Here is a 19,284-nt window from a genome sequence, read left to right on the forward strand (position 1 = left end):
TTCGCTACAGCATAACATAAAAACTGTCCTTCATGCTGGAAAAAATAATGACTGTCAGACAGATGACAACAAAAAACAGGAACAATATTGCTTTATACATCCAAACCAGCCTCACTCTTTTTATTCACTGTATGCAGCATATGCAGCATACAACATTCAATTTTACAGCTTCAATGAGGTACAGACAACCAATAAATAATGGTTTTTACACATAGAAATATTAAAGTTTTGTTACAGCGGGCAACGCGGCTTTTCCGGGTACAAAAAAACGCAGCCAGGATGTTATTTTCCTGATGCTGCGCTTTTTCTGCCTGCAGAAGCGGTATCATTCCGGGACAGTTCTTTTTCCAGCTTAGCATAGAGCCTCCGGATCCTTTTATCTGTTTCCGGTTTGAGCTTATCTGAGGTACCTGGTGCAGGAACGGCTTCCAGCGCCTCTCTCGCTTTTTCAGCATAATGGACCGCGCGTCCAAGGTCTTTGCTTCGATGCTCAAAGTATTTTGCCAGTTCAATGGATGATTCAGCCGTAATTTTCGGATCTGCCTCCGAATCGGCGCATTCCTGCCACAGCGCTGCCGCCTGTTCCCAGTCCTTCAGTTTCTTGTGTTCAAAGGCGAGTGCATTCCTGGCCTTCACTGATTCTTCATTGTCTGTCTGTGCTGCCTGCACAAAGGCTGCTTTTGCCGAAGAAGTGTTGCCGAGAGAAGAAAACCACCGCCCTACTTCATAGGTTTCCGCTGCGGTCCGGCTGCCGTCCAGCCCGAGGAGCTGATAGGATAGATGTGTGTACAGCGTTATGAGCGACAGGATATCAATTTCATTATGCTTCAGGATTCCGAGCATGCCTTCGGGGTTTTTTGTCTGGACGTAATCGAAATAGATCATCGGTGCAAGGAAGCCTGGTATATCATCTTTCCGCTCAACGCCAAGCACTTCCTTCTCGACGATGGAAAGCTTCAGCCTCTCAAGCCTGTGCTTCCAGATCCTTCGGGATGCGTGGTAAAGATCGAAATGCCCGAAAGGCGGAAGCTTGGGCACCTGTTCCCTGATAAGGGTATGCCTTGTCTTCACCTGCGGCCAGTCAAAAGCTTTGCCATTATAGGTGACCATGGTTGAATAATCCACGCTGTCCAGGAAGCTCTTATAAAGCGGCACCTCTGCACCGGGATGGGGAAGGATATGCTGTTTGAGCTTCACACCATCACGCGTCACACTGGCATGCCCCAGCAGGAAAATCGTGTTTCCGGTGCCGCCGCCAAGACCCGTGGTTTCTGTATCAAAGAAGAACAGCTCATCAGGCTGATGCCCCGCAGAGGAAAGCGGATGGGATACATCCCCGCTGTTCCAGGCATTCACTGCTGCCGCAAAATCAGAGAACCGGTAATTCCCATGTTTCCAGTCAAGCGGATATTCTTTTTCCCTGACGAGGCAGAAGCTGTCCTCAAAATGAAATGGGACAACCCCGTTTTCCTTCCACAGGTCATGGATCATAAAATCCTCGGGGACTTCTGCTGCCACGGCAGGCTTAGCCGGTTCACTCCCCTGTTCTTTTGAGAGATGAGGCTTTAATCGGTTCAGCTTATTTTTGAGGCTCATACCGCTCCCCCTCCATAGCCGTTTTTCTGAATAATGCCAAAAGCTTCAAAACATCGCTTTTTGCCGTATTCATAGCTGAATCAGTGCCAATGCACGATGGGCAGCCGTTCTCGCAGGAGCAGCCTGCTACCATGCCTTCAGCCTTCAGTATGACCGTTTCAATCCCATCATAGAGCTTTTCGCTCAGACCTATGCCTCCCGGGTAGCGGTCATAAAAGAAGATGGTCGGCTTCTCATTATGCGCAGCCTTTACCTGCGGCACAACGAAAATGTCCTGCGGATCGCACATGACAAACAGCGGGGCAATATGCTTGAGTGCATGCGCGGTCCCGATCAATCCTTCTTCAATCCTGTCTTCATCAAATTGGATCTGCTCCTTGCCGATGGATATCCACGCCGAGCTTGTATGCAGCTCTTCCTGCGGCAGGTGGATCGGCCCGGAACCGATGTTTTCATGTGTTTCAAACTTGATCTTCTTGAATATCGTTGCCATGGCCAGCACGCTCACATCGCCATATCCGATTTCCATTTCACCGCGTGACCTGTTTTTATCTTCTTCAAGCACTTTCAGCTCAACGGCAAGATTGGCATCTGTGAAATAATCCACATCAACCTCCCTCACATACGCTTTCTTTTCATCCCAATCCAAATACTCAACTTGGAACTGGGTGCCCTGATGGAGGTAAATGGCTTCATCATGCAGGAGCGTCATCGCAGAGAAACGGTCCATTTCACCTATCACCTTCACGTTTGCAATGTCAGACTGGTCAATGATGATGACATTTTCCTGTGATGCAGACCGCAGGCTGATATTGTGGGCAGGAAAAGAATCGTTCATCCAATGCCATTTATCGCCGTTTTGGAACAGCACCCTTTCTTCTGTCAGATATTCAAGGAGTTCCTCTGTATCCGCAGTACCGAATTTCTCTCCATATTTAAATGGCAGCTCATAGGCGGCACACTTCATATGGTCGATTAAAATGATAAGGTTGTCAGGATTGATCCTGGCCGTTTCCGGGCTTTTATTAAAAAAATAGTCCGGGTTCTGAATGACATACTGGTCCAGTGGGCTGGAGCTTGCGACAAGGATGACGAGAGACTCGCCATGCCTCCGCCCTGCCCGTCCCGCCTGCTGCCACGAGCTTGCAATTGACCCCGGATAACCCGTCATGATGCATACCTGAAGCTGGCCTATATCCACGCCAAGCTCCAATGCATTTGTACTGACGACCCCGTAGATTTCACCCGCACGCAAACCCTTTTCAATCGCCCTTCTCTCTGTCGGCAGATAGCCTCCCCGGTAGCCTCTGATGGCTTTCGGCCCCAGCTGATGCTTGACCAGCTCCTGGAGGTAGGTGAGCAGGATTTCGACTCTGACCCGGCTCCTGGCAAATACAATAGTCTGGATGCGGTTTTTCAAAAGCCTCCCGGCCAGCTTCCTTGCTTCAAGCGTGGCGCTTCGCCGAATATTCATCGGTATATTGACGATCGGCGGGTTATAGAACAAGAAGTGCTTCCTTCCGCTTGGCGCCCCGTTATTATCAATCAGCTCCATTTTCTTTTCCGTCAGGTTTTCAGCAAGCTCAAGCGGATTGGCAATGGTAGCCGATGTGCAGATGAAGAGCGGATCGCTCCCGTAGAAACGGCAGATGCGCCTGAGGCGGCGGATCACGTTTGCCACATGGCTGCCGAAAACGCCTCTGTATATATGAACCTCGTCAATGACAACATATTTGAGATTTTCAAAAAGAGAAACCCATTTGGTATGATGGGGAAGAATCGCCGAATGCAGCATATCAGGGTTCGTTATGACAACATGGCCTGCTTTCCTGACTTTTTCCCTTATATTAGCCGGAGTGTCGCCATCATACGTGTAGCTGTTGACAGGGAGCTCCGCTTCCTGGATCAATTCATTTATTTCACTCTTCTGGTCCTGGGCCAGTGCTTTGGTAGGGAATATATACAATGCCCTCGCCTTCGGATCGCTGACGGCCGTCTGCAGGACGGGAAGATTATAGCATAGTGTTTTCCCGGATGCAGTTGGAGTGACAGCCACAAGGCTTTTTCCTTCAGAAGCAGCCGCATAGGCAGACCTCTGGTGTGTGTAAAGACGGCTGATGCCCCGCTTTTCCAAAGCATTTCTCAAGGACGGATGTATATCCTCCGGCAGTTCCTCTGTTTTTGCCTCTTTTTCTTCAATAGTATGCCAATGGACAATATTGTCCTTGAATTCTTCAGTCATCTTTAAATCATTCAATATCTCCTGGAGATTTTTCCTGAGCTTCATTTTCCGTTCACCTCATACACTCATTCTACCGAATAAACGTTCGTTCAAAAAGGATTTTCTTTCGTTTTCCTGTTGGATTTATTTGGAACAGAACCAGCCGGCCTGCTTTTAACATTATCAGATTTTTCCAAAAAACAAATTGACTGTTGGTATAAAATTTGCGACAATTCAGATATATTTTTTTTGAAAGCGGCCCTTTGGCCGCAGTTAACCTATTTTAACAGATATATAGAAGAATGGGGGTCAATCGTTTTATGCTGCTGCTTAAAAAGCTGTTCATTTTTATCCTTGTGCTGGCGAGCTTTCTCTTGATTCTGCTGCTGCCGAGAGAACCTGTCATCCATCAGCCTTCCGCATTTCACATTGAAATGGATTATCCTTTCAGTGCAGAGGCCTACAAAAATAAGATTACATCCTTCTTTCAATTTATCCAGAAGGAAAATGGATTTGGCGAGAGCCGGACTGGAAGGAAGGTGTCCGAAGAAACCATCCTTTATATGAAAAGAAGCCTCGGAATCATACTTCCTGCTTTCTTCATCAGCATGGCAGCCGGCATACTGGCCGGAATCGCCAAGTTTTCGATGCGCCTCCGTATGCGGGGTAAAATTCAGGAAGCATTGTCCTGGCTGTTTTCATCGGTTCCTGATTTTTTTCTGTATATGAGCCTGCAGTATATACTGATCAAGCTGATTCAATGGGGATTTCCGCAGATTACACTATACGGCCATGAGCATTGGTACAGTTTCCTTCTCCCAATGATCTCACTGACACTTTTCCCTTTCATTCATATGGTCAATTTTACCGCTGCTGCGATGGACAAGGAAAGCGGGGAAGATTATATCCGGACAGCCTACTCAAAAGGGCTGGGAAAGAAAAAGATTTATCTGCATATCCTTTTTAACTGTGCCGGGACACTTCTCAATCAGGCGCAGTTCATTATGCTGTATATCTTATCGAGCCTGCCGATCGTGGAGAAATTATCCGGCTACGAGGGAGCAGGAAACAATCTGCTTAAAAGCATCCTGAATTATAATGATGTTTCTTCTTTTGCGCTGATGCTGCCGTTCCTGGTGCTGATGTTTTTAACCATACTGGCCTCTCAATCAGCTAAATATCTCTTTATGCCAAAAAGGGCAGGGGGAAGTGAACTGATATGAACAGAAAATTTCAGTGGAAAAAATATAGTGTATTTATTATAAGCCTGGTTTGTCTCGGGATCCTGGCATTTATTGCTTTCATCGGCCCTTTCCTCCCTTTTATCGACCGGGAGCTGTCCACAATCACTTATATTATGGATGAGAACCGCAAGCCTGTCATCCCGCCATACGGGCCAAATGAAGACTTCCCCCTCGGAACGGACAAATCGGGCAGGGATCTGCTGAGCATCATTGTGCTTGGCGCCAAGGAAACGCTTCTCCTTGTGATTGTCATTACAGCCCTCAGATATGCACTGGCAATCCCCTTTGCTTTCCTGGCGCATAAAAAGGTGCTGGCGGCCGATTCTGTCCTGAAATGGCTGAATGGCTTCCTATCTTATATCCCGACCATCATCATTGTCATACTGGTGGTCAATCTGCCGCCTTTATTGTTTGCAGAAGACCGGCCTTTCTGGCTGATCCTTGTGGTTGCCCTTTCTGAAGCAGCCAGGGCTGCCGACATGATCAAATTGGAGTTCGACGAAGTATCATCAAAAGACTTCATTACAGGGGGAATAGCAGCAGGAACCACTCCCTTTGCCATGTTCAAACGATATTATATGCCTTTTCTGTATGGGAAAATTCTGGTCTATATGATCTCAGACCTGGGAAAAGTCATGTTCCTCCTGGGACAGCTTGGCTTTGTCGGCATCTTCATTTCCCAGCAGTTTGTCCAGACGCCAACAGGGCTATGGGAATTTGTCAACACATCCATCTCCTGGCCGATGCTCCTAAAGGATGCGTTTATCGACATCCGGGGCCCGATCTGGATTCCATTTTTTGCAGCCTTGTTCATGACTTTTTCTATATTCACCTTCAATCTCCTTTCCCAGGGGATCAAGAATATTTTTGCGCGGAAAATCAGGTATCTATAAGTAAGAGGCTGAGCCTTTCTCCAAGGGACCAATCGGGCGCTGATTGCATAATATATCCCAAGATTCTGTTTTGGGAGGAGATGCATGAATGTCTTCACAGCTGCCTGATGGCCCAAAAAAGAAAGAGAAAAATGAGCCTTTCAGCGATATCATGAAATCGATGAACACATTCTTTCAGGAAAAACCCGTCAAAGGGTTCTTGCAGAGCATTGATGATTTCTTTAAGACCCCGTTTCCGCAGAGTACCAGTACCTTTTCTGTCCGGGTATCTGAAACCGATAAAGAGCATCATATTACAGCAGAGCTGCCGGGGATAAAAAGGGAGCAGATCCATATTGATGTACTGGACAATTATATTACGATTTCAGTCAGCCATGCGGAAACCATCCTGCAGGAAGATGATAAACACAGGACCTTCAGCCGGAAGCAGACGATGCAGCAATCATCCAGGACCATCCCGCTTCCTCAGCCTATCAATGAAAAAAAGGTTAGGGCCTCTTACCAGGACGGTCTGCTGATCATCCGGATAGCTAAGCAGTCAGGCAAGAAAATCATCATTGATGAAAACAATTAATGCTTATCGGGAAACTCCCCTGCCAGCGGCAGCAAAAGTTCCTCTTTACAGGCTGAAAAGCTCCCTTGCTGCTGCGGCAAGGGAGCTTTTTGCATATATTCTTCTGCTGAAGACTGTTATTCGAGCTCCAGCCAATCTGTAAAATAGCCCCGCGGCACAAAGAAGTAATCTGCAGCAAAATCTACAAACATTTCAGAATCCACTTCTTTATATTTATACTTATCATAATACGCTGAGAGGAAGTCCATTCCCACATCACGCGGGTCATTGCCTTTAACCATGAAACGGTTATTGACCAGTTCGAGCAGCTTGACTGCCGGCTGTCCGTATACAAATCCGTTATGAGCCACTTCATCCAGCGGCACATTTGAATGCTGTCGTTTAACCGATTCTTCTTCTATACTCTTCATCCGGTTAAGAGGAAGAGAAAAAGCCCTTATTTCCCCCTCGCCTTTTCCCGCATAGAAATACATGCTGGTTGCAAACTCGGTAATCCCCTCATCCACCCATGCTTCATAATAAGGATCATTAGAAACGGTTCCGTAGAAATATTGATGGGCGATCTCATGGACGATGGAAACCTGGTAGAAATACGAATCCTCAATATACGGATTAATCGTAACGATGCCGGGATATTCCATGAACTGGCCTTCATCCAGGACGACATCAAGCGTTTCATGAGGATAATCCCCGATTTTATCCTGATAGAAGGAAAGAGCCTTTTTGGCAAGATCAAGCGACTGTTCAGGATCTTTGTTATGATCATCCTTCGTAAAGAGCCTTACCTTAACCCCATCTTTTGCTTCTGCTTCATAAACCTTTGTATCCTTAAGAATACTGATGAAAAAATCCCTGACCTTTTCAGCCTTCAAAGTTCCCCTGGTTTCAGAAGCTGGCGGGTCCTCATCTGCTGTTGAGGCAATCGTATAGCCTTTTGGTATATCATAGGTAACCTTATAATCCGAAAAATCGGTATGATAGGTTTCCAGCCCTTCGGAATATTCCTCCTTATTCCATTTATGTTCACGGAAGGTTGCCAGCATCGGGTACCATTGGGCAAGGTAATAATTATGATCCACTTTTGAGAAACGATTCCCGTTTTCGGGAAGGGTGAATTCATAGTTTATCTCAACACTGCCTTTATCGCCTTCACCCAATTTTTCTGAAAGGAAGACGGTTAAGGTATCATCCTTCAGTTCATAGTCTGCTTCCTTCCCGTCCACCTTGATGGTATCCAGAGTAACGGAGGCGTAGCCTTCCACGCTTTGGAATGAATGGCCTTCCTTGAATACATTCGGGATAAAATAGAACACCAGCTTATCCCAGTCATCTTCTGACTCATTCTTCACTTCAATATTGGCTGTCGATGAGAATTCTCCTTGCTTGTTCATCTTAAGGCTCAGGTCATATTCAGCCTGGCTGAAGTTTTTCACCCCTATATCCTGATCCTTTGTGGCATACACATAAGTGCCGGCACTGATAAAGAGGATCAAAAGGATTATAAGCGCCATCGGCTCAGGCGACAGCAGCTTCCTTCCTTTTTGGGCATCATAATTTTTCCTTACCGGCTTCAGCTTTGGCTCCTGTCCGGTTTTGATCCAAGGTGTTCTCTGGTAATTGGACTGGAAGCGGTTTTTCATGCCATTGGCCAGCAGGCTGAATGAAATGGTCGTGATCAATAAGACTGCAAGGGGCACCATTAAAATATGAAGGTTCCCATAAATATTCCCCCTCGCCTGGCCGACCAGCCCTGCCAGCTCTTTCGTTATGGAATGGAACAAGAGCGGATCATAGGTGACCCTTGTACCGCCGACAAATATCTCCAGCAGGCCAAGCTGCCCCATAATCGTGATCACATAGACAATTTCAAGAATGAACATGACAAGAAATGTTTCCTTGAGCTGAGGGAAAATATGTTTCCAGATCAGCCTGTGCCTCCCTGCCCCCAATGCCCTGGCAGCTTCTATGTATACAGATTTGTTCAGCTCTGCCGTTTTCTGCCGGACAGATGAGACAATGCTTGGAATGCTGACAAGGGAAGTGATCAGGATGAACAGCATGATAAGCTTCCATGTCGGAATGAATGACAGCGCATTAATTCCCCTGAAGAAAAAGTAAACGATCAGAAACAGCGGGACAAAGCTCCACGCATTTTCAAACGCCAGCAGCCATCCCGGTGTCCGCTTCCAGGTCCCCACATACAAGCCGATAATAGTGCCCAGCACCATCTTGATAAAAGTTACGGCAATCGCGATGAAAACTGTGTATTTCAGGCCATTTAGAATCATGGATGCAATATCATAGCCCCATCTGTCAGTCCCCAATGGATATTCGCCAGATTCAAACGGCTGGATCGGCGGTGCGAGCACCTTTCCATCCTTATACTGAGTCTCCAGCGCTTCAGATAATTGATGGGGCGCCAGATACGGCCCGAAAACAGCAAAGAAAAGCAGAACACTGACTAGAAATACGCCAATATATAATGAGTAATTCACTCTGAGGAGCTTATTCATGGATCAGCACCCGCTTAAATAAGTAAAATAATAATCTGATAGAAAGATAAACGATCAGCGACATCAAAAGCATTGCGAACAAGCCGATCGCAATGGGCTGGAATCCATTAGCCTGGAAAATGAATTTTGTGATTCCTGAAACGTTCATTATGTATTCAACGATAAATAAATTTCCTATCCCAAGCGAAATCACCTTTGTCATTTCCGCCAGGATAAAAGGCTCGATGTTTTTAAAAACATGCTGAAGATTAATATAATCCAGCCGCATCCCTTTAGCCACCGCGGTCCTGATATAATCTTCGCCGCTCAGCTGATAGTATTTCACCGCCACCAGCTTAAACAGATACAAGGTGGGGGCTATCGCCACAAGCACTGTCGGAAACCACGTGTTCAGCGCACCGGAATCCGGCCTCAGGGAAATGATCCTGATCCCCGTCATTTTATAAAATTTCACCGCAAGGATCATGCTGGCAACAATAATGATGAAATCCGGAATGGATGCCAGAATGTTAAGGATATAATTGAATCCCCTGGCTGCCCGGAACCTGCTGATAAAGACACCGAAAACCAGGCTGAGCACGACCGCTGCCAGGATCCCTGCTTCCATGATTTTCAGGCTTGTGATAAAGAACCGCCCGATATCCTCCCCGATGGACCGCGTCCTCGTCCCCTGCTGATATGTACCTAAATCCCCGTCTGCTATTTGTGTGAAAAATTCGCCGTACACCTGCGGCAGCGCACCCGGATCAAAGCTCAGCGATTGTGTTTCCGGATCCGCGGTTACCATCAACGGCAGTGAGGCAATGAGCAGGATAAGCAATACCACGATGATAAGCTGCTGTATTTGCCTAAGCATATTGACCACCCCTTTTTATATGACCTACAGTCAATGTTTCCATTTTCCAATTCCTTCACAATTTTGTCAATAATATTCCGTGAATTCCGAAATTTTCGCTTTATATTGTTATAAGCCACATAGAAAAGAACAGCCTGCATCAGCTGTTCTTTATACTTTGAATATACCTCCCAGCCCTTTGACCATGGATGAAACCTGATTGACCGCGCTCATCATCTGCCCGGCTGTATTCATCATTTTATTGAAATCAAGGGATCCATCCTGGCCTTTAAAGGAATTCATGATCGACTGGACCCCTGAAGGCTGCTTTGCCATGAAAGACTGCTTCGGGTACGGATTCATGAAAGGATACGGATTGCTGGGCTGCTGGCTTTGCGGCTGCTGATATGCTTCCTCCTGCTGCAGAGGATTTTGAAAAAGCCCCTGGCTTACAGGCTGCTGGGCCTGAGGCTGGACTTGAGGCTGAATGGGCGGCTGCATCTGATGCTGATAGCCCTGGAAATAGGGCGGCGGATTATGTGCCTGCTGAAACGGATTGAAGTATGCTGATTGACTGCCGGCAAAAGGCTGGTACTGTGGCTGATATTGAGCCTGGGGGCTTCCTTGCATAGTCGGGAATGCAGAATAGTACCGGTGCCGGCCGTTTATGCCGCTGCCCCCTGGCTGCTGCACTCGTGCCGGAAATCTTCTGTTTTTTTGAAACATGGGCAGACATCCTCCTAATACTGGTCGCTACTTTAAATTATGATGCATCTGCCCAATTTGTGCATTGCAGGTAAGATTATCCGGTTTTGTCTGCTTATGATGAATTTTGTCGGAAGTTTCAATTTTTTAAAAACGGAGAAACTTTTTTGTTTCATGATACGATATGGGAAAAGGCGGAGGAGGAACATTAATGAACATTCACGAACTGAGACTGAAATTTTTGCAGCTGAAAGATTATAGCCCCGAGAGCGTCAATGAACTATTGGATTTCGCCAAGAAAGCCTATATCCACAATGAGATCACCATTAATGAATACCGCAACCTTATTCGTGAGCTTGAAGCACAGGGAGCCGCAGCTGACTGTTCCTTCACCGCAGCAGCAAATCTGCAGAATTGATCCCCGGAGGGTATAGCGGGACACGGGCCGCATAACTTTAATCTAAAAAAAAGCTTAGCCTGCGGACAATTGTCCTGCAGGCTTTATTTTTTTTCGTCTAAATGGCCAAGGAGCACATTGAGGACATATTTAGTGGAGTTATAGTAATTAATGAAACGTGTCCGGCTTGTTTCCGGGAAAAAGCATTGGACAGTAATCAGTTCTATATGCTCCGCTGCCGAACTGATCTGATTTTCATGCAGGTTCTTGGGCCTGTTTTCCGAGATCCAGCGGGCAGCCTGAGAGGACCATTCGTCCAGCAGCTGTTTGCTATGATCGGCAAAAGGCTTTACTTCCGCATAGAAATCAGGCTTCGTTCCTCTTTCCCGCGCCTGGCAGTAATGCTCTGCCGCTTCCTCCGTGCATTCCAGCAGCTCTCTAGTCAGCCTGTCTAAATGTTTTACCTCGTCCATATATTTCATCTCCAGTTGGATATTTGTCCAAAAAAATAAAAGTAGCGTGGGTATCCAGCTACTAAAGATCTTTCTTTATTTTAGACAACCTAATAGCCCAATTCAAGCTTAATGCTGTCATTTCCACCTGTCATCTTTCGGTCCCTGCCGTCCTTTTTCCCGGTCTCATGAAGCCGATTCTCAGCATTGGCGAGCCTTGATTCACAATATATCATCTTTTGCTGATGTTCTTCCGCCATTTCTCCCCTGAATTTTGAAAGGCTTGTCTCAAGTGCTGCATCCAATTCTTCCAGCTGGTCATATATCTCATTCAGCATATGGAGCAATTCTTCTTTCTGTGAAGTGTGTTTCATCATATAACCTCCCTTTTGCATATATCTGCCCGACTGTGCGGCTTTTTGCTATTCACTGTATTCGCCTTCTCTTTTTACTTCCCTTCACCCCTGACAAAACTAGAAGCGATTCGCCAAAGAAAGTTATATTTTTCAATGGAACAAAGAACGTTTCGACACATCTTGAATGGATGAAATATTGGTGATTGAACACACTAAAGGATGGAGGTGTTGAAAGATGGCAAACAAGGAAAAACAAAATAAAGTTCAGCCGAAAAAGCAGGAAGAAACAAAAACTGGATACGGCAGCAAAAAGCTGGAAGGCCCGGACAGACCTTCCACCTGATGAGAGCAAGGGGAATCCCTTGCTTTTTTTGTGCTGCTGACTGGGCAGACTATGAATGGGTTTTAGTAAAACCAAGGTTCCTTAATCCTAGAACTTCATTCAATAGGATAGAGGAAGATTAGAGTCTGTATTTTGGACCTTGGTTATTATATTCTGAACTTGTCAGCATTGCGGTTCCGGCTGGTGTTCTAGAACCGTTATTTTTCGGTTTTGCCGGAATAGTGGTTCCAGCCTGACTTTCTAGAACCACTATTTTTCGTTTATAGCAGAATAGTGGTCCCAGCCTCATGTTCTAGAACCGCTATTTCTCGGTTTTTCTTTAAATAGCAGCGCCAGCTCGTGAACTATATCCTGCTCACATACAAAACCCTCAATCTGCAGCTGATCCGCAATGCCGGACTGCGTTTACCTTTTAAACCAAATAAACTTCTTTAATCCCGCTGCCCGGTCCAGCTGCCTTTGCTTATGCAAAAACCACTCTGTCATTAAGACAGGCTCTTTGATTTCCCCTTCTTCTGCAAACCAATCCGGGTCGGCCCTTCTTTCCTCTGACCAATCAATGCTTTCATGTATGTGATGGCTGATAACGGGGTAAGTATCTTTTAAGGTTTGCAAAGCACGCCTTGTCCCGCCATTGAGGAATTGTTCGTAATCCGCCCTTGATCCCGTGTGAGGCACTTTTCCTGCAAACTTCAGGAACTCCGGAAAATGAGGGGGCGAGAACAGAATCCCTGCAAGCCTTTTTCCAAGCTTGATTCTTTCGTCTGTTTTTCTGAATTTCTTTACACTTGCGCCATAAAGCCGGCCGCTGCAGGTTGGAAGCAGGACCGAGCTGAAATGCATCCAGTCCTGGATGGAAAAAAACAGTGAATGAAACACCCTCCTTTTATAAACCGGATGTTCAATCACAGGGCGCTGGATCAGATTTTGTTCATTTATAATGAGGGCTGTCATCAGTCTTTCCCTGTCCCCCTCCCGCCAGTAGCGGTTCCATTCTGCTTCCATAAATGAAGAAACATGAAAGAATGGCAGAAGATGAAACATTGGCGAGTTTTTTTTCGTCGAATATTCATAGAGAAGCAGCTGTGGAAAGGCATCTGAGAAAATGAGCCAATTGGCACGCTCATATGTAAGGAAAAGCCGCTCCCTGATTTCCGGTCCAAGGAGGCAGGACAATGAATCCTCTTCCAGATCGCACATATTCCAGCCTGCATTTCTGGAAACCATACTCGCCAGGAAAGCCCATAGGATGTCCTGGTGGGATTGATAAAAGTCAAAATATGCATCGGTCCGGCTGATATTATCTTTGTTATAATGATCCGCAATCGAACGGATTTCCTCGGCGAGCATCCGTTCGGAGCTGTCAAATGTGAAATTGGCTGTCTTTCTCAAAGCAAACCTCCTTGCTCACTGTTGTTATCGTTCACTTTTTGGTGCTTTTTATTCAACATTCCAGCCGGCACTTTTGGTATGATGAGTAGTGAGCGATTGCCGGCATAGCGGCACAATGAAAAACAGGCAGGTGAATGCAATTGAATTTCCACTACCCGAACGGACGAAAGTATTTGCCGCAAAAGGCGGCTGCTGCGCCTGTGAAAAAGGAGAAAAAATGGACATATTCCAACAGGGGGATGACACTAGAGGATGATATAAATGAAACAAATGCTTTTTACCTGGAAAGAGGGCTGGCTGTAATCCATAAAAAGCCCACGCCAGTCCAGATTGTGAATGTTGACTATCCGAAAAGAAGTGCTGCGGTTATTAAGGAGGCCTATTTCAAGCAAGCCTCAACCACAGATTATAATGGCCTTTATAAAGGAAGATATATTGATTTTGAAGCAAAGGAAACGAAAAATGGCACTTCTTTTCCTCTTAAGAACTTCCATGCCCACCAGATATCCCATATGCGCAGGATAGTTGCCCAGGGGGGGATCTGTTTTGTGCTGCTCCGTTTCTCAGAGAGCGAAGAAATCTTCCTTTTGGAAGCCTGCTCCCTTTTCCCTTTTTGGGAGAGAATGGAGAATGGCGGGCGCAAATCCATTGCCAAAACGGAAATAGAAGAAAATGGCCATAGGATCCAGCTTGGCTTCCAGCCCAGGATTGACTATATTAAAGTAATAGATTATCTTTATAATCTTACATGATTTTATGCAGATGTAAGAAAGGATGAATATATATATGGCAGAAAACTACAACTCAAGGGAGGAACGCCGGAAGCAGCAGTCTGCCGGCACCAAAAAGAAAAAAACTCCCAAAAAGAAAAAAGGCGGTATCTTCAAAAAGATATTTCTGGTGCTGATCGCACTCGGGCTTGCCGGCATCATCATCGGAGCCGGTGCATTTGCATACATGGTCAAAGATACGCCAAAGCTTGATGAAGAGAAGCTGAAATCCGCTATCGCATCTGAAATATATGATATGAACGGGGAGCAGATTGCAACCATTGGTTCCGAAAACAGGGATTATGTCGAGTATGAGGACATACCAAAGATCGTTGAGGAAGCAGTCATTGCAACAGAAGACTCCCGCTTTTATAAACATCATGGCATTGATCCGATCCGCCTCGGCGGTGCAGTCCTTGCCAACATCACAGAAGGCTTCGGTGCAGAAGGCGCGAGCACCATCACCCAGCAGGTAGCTAAAAACTATTTCCTCGAGTTTGATAAAAAGCTTTCCCGTAAAGCTCAGGAAGCATGGCTGGCCATCCAGCTGGAGCGCAAATATACAAAGCATGAAATTTTAGAGCTTTATATGAACAAAGTGAATATGTCGCAGTACTCATACGGGTTCGCGACTGCATCAGAAACATACTTCGGCAAGCCGCTGAAGGATCTTGAGCTTCACGAAGCAGCACTGCTTGCAGGACTGCCGCAAAGCCCGAACAATTACAATCCTTTCAACCACCCGGACAAAGCTGAAAAAAGGCGGAATATTGTACTGACGCTGATGAATAAGCATGGATACATCACAAAAGAACAAATGGAAGCGGCCAAGAAGATCCCGGTCACATCCTCCCTGGTCGCCGAAGAGAATCGAAAAATCAATGGAGACATTCCTTATGATTCCTTCATTGGGCAGGCCATTAAGGAAATTGATCATAAATATCCAACGATTAATGTCTTTACAGATGGACTCAAAATATACACAACACTGGACAAAGATGCACAGGAATATGTGGAAACAATGCTTAACGGCAATGAAATTGTACAATTTCCAAATGAAGAATTCCAGGCGGGCATAACACTCCTGGATACAAAGACAGGGGAAATCCGGGCACTTGGCGGAAACCGAAACTCTGATGTGGAATTTGGCTTCAACTACGCAACCAGCCATACACGCCAGCCTGGATCAACCATCAAACCAATTTTAGATTATGGACCGGCAATTGAATATGAACGCTGGGGAACTTACCATACATTGGATGATAAGCCTTATGCATATTCCAATGGGACCAAATTCAATAACTGGGACGGCCGCCATATGGGACCGATGAGTATGAGGGAAGCACTCGCCCGTTCCCGCAATGTGCCAGCAGTCATGGCCCTGCAGGAAGTCGGCCTTGAAAAGGCTAAAGATTTTGCTGTTAACCTGGGAATTCCATTGGAAGATATCCAGGAGTCCTATGCTATCGGAGGACTAAAAAATGGAGTAACATCCATGCAAATGGCAGGCGCATACAGCGCATTTGGGAATAACGGCATTTACAACGCCCCCCATACTGTAAAGAGCGTTGAACTTCGGGATGGAACTAAGCTTGACCTGATACCGGAATCCAAGGCTGTAATGAAAGATTATACTGCCTTTATGATCACTGACATGCTCAAGAGTGTTGTAAAGGATTCATATGGCACCGGCCAGCAGGCCAATGTACAAGGCCTGCCAATCGCAGGAAAGACTGGAACAACTAATTACAGCAGTGATGAAATAGCCAAATACAATGTCCCTGACGGGGCGGTTCCAGATGCCTGGTTTGCAGGATATACAACGAATTATACAGCGGCCGTATGGACTGGCTATAAAGACAGGAAGAATTACCTTCCTTCAAACGGAAGAGACCAGAAAATAGCTCAAAATCTATTTAAAAACCTGATTGCCCATGTGTCGGAAGGCAAAGAAACACCTGACTTCAAAATGCCGAAAAGCGTAGAAGTCGTAAAGATTGAAAAAGGCACTTCAAAGCTCGCAAGCGCCTATACGCCAAGCGACCAGATCCTTACTGAATATGCAGTTAAAGGAGAAGCGCCTACACAGGTTTCAAAGAAATACGACAAACTTGATGCGCCGCAAGGCTTATCAGCAGTATTTGATCCTGAAGCCAATGAAGTCGTGGTTGGCTGGGAATATGGTTCAGAAGAAGGCGTGCAATTCGAGGTGAATGCTTCGGTTGACGGCAGCGGCCAGCAGCCTGCGGTAACAGCTGAAAAAGGCTTAAGGTTCACTGCTCCTTCCCCTGGAAGCACATATACTTTTAGCGTAACGGCGTTTAGAGATGATATGCGCAGCGATCCTGCTTCTGTTTCTGTCACCATCCCGGGAGCTCCTGAGGATGATGGACTGGAAGAACCTGAAGATGGGGAAGACGACAGCAAGGATGACGATGCTAACCAGAATGATGAGGAAAATGAGGAAGACAATCAGAATCCAGGCAATGGCAACGGTAATGGCAATGGAGGAAATGAAGAAGATGACGGAGAGGGCGGCGACAGCGGTTCTGAGGGTGAATCCGGCTCCGGCGGTGAGTCCGGGCAAACCGGCCAGAATGGCGGACAGTCCGGGTCCGGCAGCGGAACTGGCTCCGGGTCTGGAGGATCCGGCACAGGTACTGGATCTGGAGGCTCCGGGTCTGGAGGCTCAGGATCCGGGTCTGGAGGGTCCGGCACAGGTACTGGATCTGGAGGTTCTGGTTCCGGAAGCGGATCCGGATCAGGCAGCGGATCCGGGTCTGACGGCAGCAATTAATCCGGCGCATCTTTCAAAAGCAATCTAAATGTAAAAAGCGTTTAAGCTTTATGCTTAAACGCTTTTTCTATGCTTGCTTTCTTTTGGCGCTGCTTTTCCAGTTCAGCCTGCAGCTCACATAATTGAATGAAAGAATGATAAAGAAGCGGCCTGGACAAAACAAATTCCAGCCGTTCATTTAAGTTGGCCGGCTTAACATTCAATAGCATAAACTCTTCGGGAGTATCCAGCCTGGCCGGCTGTCCGTTGGTCCAGAACAGCATTTGAACGAAAAGGCCTATAGCAGACCTCATCAATTCCGCCAATCCCGACCTCTCCCGTTTTTCATGCAAAGCGGAGATGGAGGATTTTACCTCCCCCCACTGTTCAATCCTGGCCGGAAAGAACTCTTCCGCCTTCTCCCATGGCCTGAGCGCTTCAATCCCATTATAAAAAGCAATCTCATAGATGAAGATAGCATCTGCCTTAAACTCATCTGCCCAAGCTGGATCCCAGGCTTCCTCCTCTCCCATCAGGAATGGATGGGAGACTTCAGGAGACACCTGCAGCATGATTTTTTCGCTATCCGCCATTATTTCCTCTTCATCCTTTTCTGGCCTTCCCTGCAAAGGTCAAGGAGCGGGCAGATTTCGCACTGCGGGTTTTGCGCCTTGCAGTGATATCTGCCAAAAAAAATCATCCTATGGTGCGTAACTGACCATTCGTCTTCAGGCACCTTTTTCATCAGTGTTTTCTCTACTTCAAGAACAAAATCCTTCCATCTGCAGAAGCCGAGGCGTTTGCTGACTCTTTCCACATGGGTATCTACAGCGATTGCAGGCACATCGTAAGCTACAGAAACGACGACATTTGCCGTTTTCCTTCCTACCCCGGGCAGCTTTGTCAATTCGTCCCTGTCATGCGGGACAATCCCATTATACTCGTCGATGAGGAGCCTGCAGAGCTTATGGATGTTCTTTGCTTTGTTCCGGAACAGGCCGATCGACCTGATGTCGTTTTGCAGCTCATCAAGGGAAACAGCTAAATAATCCTCTGGCGTTTTATATTTTTGAAACAGGTTTCTGGTAACCTTGTTGACCAGTGCATCTGTACATTGAGCAGAAAGGGCCACTGCAATAACAAGTTCAAAAGGGTTTTCATGGTTAAGCTCGCAATGGGCATCAGGGAACATTTCGCCCATCACATCCAGGCAATGCCTGATTTGTGTTTTATTCAGCATTTGTATCACCACTCTGTATTTAAATGTGTTTTCATTATCTTACCCTTTTCTCTATATCCTGTCCTTCCAAACGCTCTTCAAGCACCTTGGAGGGAGCATCCTGGAAATCATACAAAAAGGGCGGGAGAAGGTCCCCCGCCATTAACATTATTGCTCAAGCCAGTTGTAAAAAGGAATTGATTTTTGCTGAACAGGGCGTTCATCCGTTTTTTGCCTTGAAGACTGCGGCTGGTTTTGACGGAATTTGCGTCCAAAGCTCTTAGCCTGTTCAATTGTTTTGATTCCATTTTTCTTCCATTCAAATAAAATACGGTCGATATAACGGAAATTCAGCTTACCGGATATAACTGCTTCCCGCAATGCCGCTTTAATGATGACAGGATCATGGTGGTCATCATCCATCCACATTGCCAGCGTTTCACATTCAAAAGGCGAAAGCGGCCTTCCGAATTCTTTTTCGAAGCAGGTATACAGATCCATCTCTTCCTGCTGGTGGGATTTATGATCCTTTTGTTTGTCTTCGAGGAGAAATTGGTCAACCACCCTTTCCCAAAGGGGTTCGAGCGAATACTTTTCAAAGCGTATTCCATCATCCGAAAAGCCGTCAAGTATCTCAATAAATCCTTTCTGGATCAGTTTCCGGATCATATCGGTGCATGCTGTATCAGAAATCGTCATTCGGGACGAAATTTCATTCGGGGTAGGAAAGTCTCTGCCTTTTTCAATAAAGGACGATATATGCAAAAGCAGGACGAGTTCCTGTTCAGTTATATTCATTTTATGGTAGCGGGCCAAGAGGGCACCTGGTATGGACAGGCTCCCTTCCTGGAGCCACTTGATAATATTGTCTTTCATCCTGGACACCTCCTTTAAAGTATATCATGAACATTCAGGGCCAGTAAGGAGAATAACAGGCAACTCTGCCAGAAATTAGGTCTGAAACAGCACAGGGCATGAGTGCATATGAATAAAAAAAT

The 19,284-nt window shown here is 46.2% G+C and carries 17 protein-coding genes; 6 read left to right on the forward strand and 11 right to left on the reverse strand.

The window, feature by feature from the left end; all coding sequences use genetic code 11:
- Positions 1-282 precede the first annotated feature (282 nt).
- Together FZD51_RS08565 and FZD51_RS08570 are read right to left on the reverse strand one after the other, a co-directional pair.
- On the reverse strand, positions 283-1,596 hold the full coding sequence (locus FZD51_RS08565; RefSeq protein WP_148974398.1) for a ribonuclease H-like domain-containing protein: 1,314 nt from the start codon (positions 1,594-1,596) through the stop codon (positions 283-285).
- Positions 1,580-3,883: a DEAD/DEAH box helicase gene (locus FZD51_RS08570; RefSeq protein ID WP_148974399.1), complete on the reverse strand. Its 2,304-nt coding sequence runs from the start codon at positions 3,881-3,883 to the stop codon at positions 1,580-1,582. Before FZD51_RS08570 ends, FZD51_RS08565 begins: the two co-directional genes overlap by 17 nt.
- A 254-nt stretch (positions 3,884-4,137) precedes the next feature.
- Between FZD51_RS08570 and FZD51_RS08575 the strand changes: the two genes are divergently transcribed.
- The 3 genes from FZD51_RS08575 (at position 4,138) to FZD51_RS08585 (ending at position 6,528) form a co-directional block, all read left to right on the forward strand.
- Entirely contained in the window at positions 4,138-5,040 is a 903-nt protein-coding gene (locus tag FZD51_RS08575) for an ABC transporter permease subunit (RefSeq protein ID WP_148974400.1), read from the forward strand.
- Positions 5,037-5,954, forward strand: a complete 918-nt coding sequence (locus FZD51_RS08580) for a peptide ABC transporter permease (RefSeq protein WP_148974401.1) — start codon at positions 5,037-5,039, stop codon at positions 5,952-5,954. Before FZD51_RS08575 ends, FZD51_RS08580 begins: the two co-directional genes overlap by 4 nt.
- An 88-nt stretch (positions 5,955-6,042) precedes the next feature.
- Complete coding sequence (locus tag FZD51_RS08585) at positions 6,043-6,528, forward strand: Hsp20/alpha crystallin family protein (protein ID WP_148974402.1); 486 nt, start codon at positions 6,043-6,045, stop codon at positions 6,526-6,528.
- A 116-nt stretch (positions 6,529-6,644) separates the two neighbouring features.
- Here the strand turns inward: FZD51_RS08585 and FZD51_RS08590 are convergent, their stop codons facing one another.
- The 3 genes from FZD51_RS08590 to FZD51_RS08600 form a co-directional block, all read right to left on the reverse strand.
- Positions 6,645-9,041 (reverse strand): ABC transporter permease subunit, encoded by a 2,397-nt coding sequence (locus FZD51_RS08590; protein WP_148974403.1) that lies wholly within the window; start codon positions 9,039-9,041, stop codon positions 6,645-6,647.
- Positions 9,034-9,897: an ABC transporter permease subunit gene (locus FZD51_RS08595; protein ID WP_009791244.1), complete on the reverse strand. Its 864-nt coding sequence runs from the start codon at positions 9,895-9,897 to the stop codon at positions 9,034-9,036. The genes FZD51_RS08590 and FZD51_RS08595 overlap by 8 nt, the downstream gene beginning before the upstream one ends.
- A gap of 150 nt (positions 9,898-10,047) precedes the next feature.
- Positions 10,048-10,602 carry a YppG family protein gene (locus FZD51_RS08600; RefSeq protein ID WP_262380822.1) on the reverse strand — a complete coding sequence of 185 codons (555 nt, stop codon included), beginning with the start codon at positions 10,600-10,602 and terminating at the stop codon, positions 10,048-10,050.
- A 190-nt stretch (positions 10,603-10,792) separates the two neighbouring features.
- Here FZD51_RS08600 and FZD51_RS08605 point away from each other — a divergent pair, with 190 nt between their 5' ends.
- Positions 10,793-10,999 carry a YppF family protein gene (locus FZD51_RS08605; RefSeq protein ID WP_148974404.1) on the forward strand — a complete coding sequence of 69 codons (207 nt, stop codon included), beginning with the start codon at positions 10,793-10,795 and terminating at the stop codon, positions 10,997-10,999.
- Positions 11,000-11,082: 83 nt separating this feature from the next.
- Here the strand turns inward: FZD51_RS08605 and FZD51_RS08610 are convergent, their stop codons facing one another.
- The 3 genes from FZD51_RS08610 to FZD51_RS08620 form a co-directional block, all read right to left on the reverse strand.
- Entirely contained in the window at positions 11,083-11,451 is a 369-nt protein-coding gene (locus tag FZD51_RS08610) for a YppE family protein (RefSeq protein WP_262380823.1), read from the reverse strand.
- 89 nt (positions 11,452-11,540) lie between these two features.
- On the reverse strand, positions 11,541-11,807 hold the full coding sequence (locus tag FZD51_RS08615; RefSeq protein ID WP_148974406.1) for a hypothetical protein: 267 nt from the start codon (positions 11,805-11,807) through the stop codon (positions 11,541-11,543).
- 727 nt (positions 11,808-12,534) lie between these two features.
- Positions 12,535-13,521 carry a DUF2515 domain-containing protein gene (locus FZD51_RS08620; protein ID WP_148974407.1) on the reverse strand — a complete coding sequence of 329 codons (987 nt, stop codon included), beginning with the start codon at positions 13,519-13,521 and terminating at the stop codon, positions 12,535-12,537.
- 134 nt (positions 13,522-13,655) lie between these two features.
- Between FZD51_RS08620 and recU the strand changes: the two genes are divergently transcribed.
- Positions 13,656-14,273, forward strand: coding sequence for a Holliday junction resolvase RecU (recU, locus tag FZD51_RS08625; RefSeq protein ID WP_276528728.1), 618 nt, complete (start codon positions 13,656-13,658; stop codon positions 14,271-14,273).
- Between the two features lie 34 nt (positions 14,274-14,307).
- Positions 14,308-17,088, forward strand: coding sequence for a penicillin-binding protein 1A (locus FZD51_RS08630; protein ID WP_148974409.1), 2,781 nt, complete (start codon positions 14,308-14,310; stop codon positions 17,086-17,088).
- 41 nt (positions 17,089-17,129) lie between these two features.
- Here FZD51_RS08630 and FZD51_RS08635 read toward each other — a convergent pair whose 3' ends face one another.
- From FZD51_RS08635 to FZD51_RS08645, 3 genes are all read right to left on the reverse strand, one after another.
- Complete coding sequence (locus tag FZD51_RS08635; protein ID WP_148974410.1) at positions 17,130-17,660, reverse strand: YpoC family protein; 531 nt, start codon at positions 17,658-17,660, stop codon at positions 17,130-17,132.
- Positions 17,660-18,307 (reverse strand): endonuclease III, encoded by a 648-nt coding sequence (nth, locus tag FZD51_RS08640; protein WP_148974411.1) that lies wholly within the window; start codon positions 18,305-18,307, stop codon positions 17,660-17,662. The genes FZD51_RS08635 and nth overlap by 1 nt, the downstream gene beginning before the upstream one ends.
- Positions 18,308-18,454: 147 nt before the next feature.
- The gene (locus FZD51_RS08645; RefSeq protein WP_148974412.1) at positions 18,455-19,162 is read right to left on the reverse strand and encodes a DnaD domain-containing protein; all 708 of its coding nucleotides are present in this window, start codon (positions 19,160-19,162) and stop codon (positions 18,455-18,457) included.
- Positions 19,163-19,284 lie beyond the last annotated feature (122 nt).

Source organism: Bacillus infantis (assembly GCF_008180445.1).
GTDB lineage: Bacteria > Bacillota > Bacilli > Bacillales > Cytobacillaceae > Bacillus_AB > Bacillus_AB infantis_B.

What these genes read in the sequence shown, in the direction of transcription:
- FZD51_RS08565 (WP_148974398.1), bottom strand. Translation starts at nt 1,596, where the DNA reads ATGAGCCTCAAAAATAAGCTGAACCGATTAAAGCCTCATCTCTCAAAA.
- FZD51_RS08570 (WP_148974399.1), bottom strand. Translation starts at nt 3,883, where the DNA reads ATGAAGCTCAGGAAAAATCTCCAGGAGATATTGAATGATTTAAAGATG.
- FZD51_RS08575 (WP_148974400.1), top strand. Translation starts at nt 4,138, where the DNA reads ATGCTGCTGCTTAAAAAGCTGTTCATTTTTATCCTTGTGCTGGCGAGC.
- FZD51_RS08580 (WP_148974401.1), top strand. Translation starts at nt 5,037, where the DNA reads ATGAACAGAAAATTTCAGTGGAAAAAATATAGTGTATTTATTATAAGC.
- FZD51_RS08585 (WP_148974402.1), top strand. Translation starts at nt 6,043, where the DNA reads ATGTCTTCACAGCTGCCTGATGGCCCAAAAAAGAAAGAGAAAAATGAG.
- FZD51_RS08590 (WP_148974403.1), bottom strand. Translation starts at nt 9,041, where the DNA reads ATGAATAAGCTCCTCAGAGTGAATTACTCATTATATATTGGCGTATTT.
- FZD51_RS08595 (WP_009791244.1), bottom strand. Translation starts at nt 9,897, where the DNA reads ATGCTTAGGCAAATACAGCAGCTTATCATCGTGGTATTGCTTATCCTG.
- FZD51_RS08600 (WP_262380822.1), bottom strand. Translation starts at nt 10,602, where the DNA reads ATGTTTCAAAAAAACAGAAGATTTCCGGCACGAGTGCAGCAGCCAGGG.
- FZD51_RS08605 (WP_148974404.1), top strand. Translation starts at nt 10,793, where the DNA reads ATGAACATTCACGAACTGAGACTGAAATTTTTGCAGCTGAAAGATTAT.
- FZD51_RS08610 (WP_262380823.1), bottom strand. Translation starts at nt 11,451, where the DNA reads ATGGACGAGGTAAAACATTTAGACAGGCTGACTAGAGAGCTGCTGGAA.
- FZD51_RS08615 (WP_148974406.1), bottom strand. Translation starts at nt 11,807, where the DNA reads ATGATGAAACACACTTCACAGAAAGAAGAATTGCTCCATATGCTGAAT.
- recU (WP_276528728.1), top strand. Translation starts at nt 13,656, where the DNA reads ATGCAATTGAATTTCCACTACCCGAACGGACGAAAGTATTTGCCGCAA.
- FZD51_RS08630 (WP_148974409.1), top strand. Translation starts at nt 14,308, where the DNA reads ATGGCAGAAAACTACAACTCAAGGGAGGAACGCCGGAAGCAGCAGTCT.
- FZD51_RS08635 (WP_148974410.1), bottom strand. Translation starts at nt 17,660, where the DNA reads ATGGCGGATAGCGAAAAAATCATGCTGCAGGTGTCTCCTGAAGTCTCC.
- nth (WP_148974411.1), bottom strand. Translation starts at nt 18,307, where the DNA reads ATGCTGAATAAAACACAAATCAGGCATTGCCTGGATGTGATGGGCGAA.
- FZD51_RS08645 (WP_148974412.1), bottom strand. Translation starts at nt 19,162, where the DNA reads ATGAAAGACAATATTATCAAGTGGCTCCAGGAAGGGAGCCTGTCCATA.